Source organism: Hydrogenivirga sp. 128-5-R1-1, assembly GCF_000171895.1.
In genome coordinates this window covers 1-1,030 of sequence record NZ_ABHJ01000533.1, presented here as the reverse complement: position 1 = coordinate 1,030, position 1,030 = coordinate 1, and the positions used below count along the sequence as shown (strand labels likewise).

At 30.6% G+C, this 1,030-nt stretch carries 1 pseudogene; it reads right to left on the bottom strand.

Annotated elements, in window-relative coordinates:
* Window positions 1-60: 60 nt before the first annotated feature.
* A pseudogene (locus tag HG1285_RS20155) lies at window positions 61-1,030 on the bottom strand (chromosome segregation protein SMC); the annotation flags it as partial.

The following is a 1,030-nucleotide window of genomic DNA, read 5'->3' as shown; positions in this document are numbered from 1 at the left end:
CCAAGGTTTTTATTGACTGCTTCATAAACTTCCCATAAACGCAGTTAACTTTTTTCTCTTCTAAACTTTCAAATTAATTCTTCTATGCTTTTTTTCTCTTCCACAAGGGGTTTGAACTTTTTGATTTAAGTCTTCGTATCTTTCTTTTATCTGCTCATAATCTTCAAGGGCTCTTTCATTTACGGCTCCAATATTTTTTCTTTTTTCTTGATTTTCTTTTAACTGCTTCTCAAGTTCTTTTAAATCTCCTTCTATAGGCTCACCAAAATATTCCTCTTTTAAAAGAGAAACCTCTTCTCTTATATCTTCTAATTTTTGCTCTAGTTTTCCTTTATCTTCAAGAAGGTATGTTATTTGCGTATTTATGTTATCTTCCTCATATCTTAAAGTTTTCATTTCCTCTTTTAAGGTTTCTATTTTATTTAAAAGCTCATCTCTTTCCTTTTCTTTATCTTTAAGTCCCTGCCAGAGCTGTGTTAATTTCTTACTTTCCTCTTCAATCTGCTGTTTTAACTCTTTTTTTTGCTGGGATTTTTGTTTTATCTGGTCTTCTATTTTCAGCTTTTCATTTTCTATCTGAAAAATTCTGACTTTAAGGTTATTTTCAAGTCTGTCCTGAAGATTTTCTATTTGTGAAACGATTTCATTTCTCTTTTCTTTTAACGCGTAGACTTTTTTAGTTGCCTCTTCCCATTCTTTTCTAAGGCTGTGAAGACCTTCATTTTCCATTTTCTCAAGGATTGATTTTTTTCTGTTTTCAACTACAGAAAGCTGTTTTTGAAGTTCCTGCATTTCCTTTTTTAAAATATCAAGCTGGTTTTCAGTCTCAAACTGCTTTTTCTTAAGATTAACTATCTCATTTTCAAGTAAGTTAATCTTGTTTATATATGTAGAAATTTTTTCATCTATCTCTTTAGCCCTTGTGAATATGCTTTCTGATTCTGTCTGTATCTTGTAAATTTCCCTTTCTTTTTCCTGAAGTTGGTCATCTATTTTCTTAAGTTCATCTTCATGGCATATTCTTGTGCTT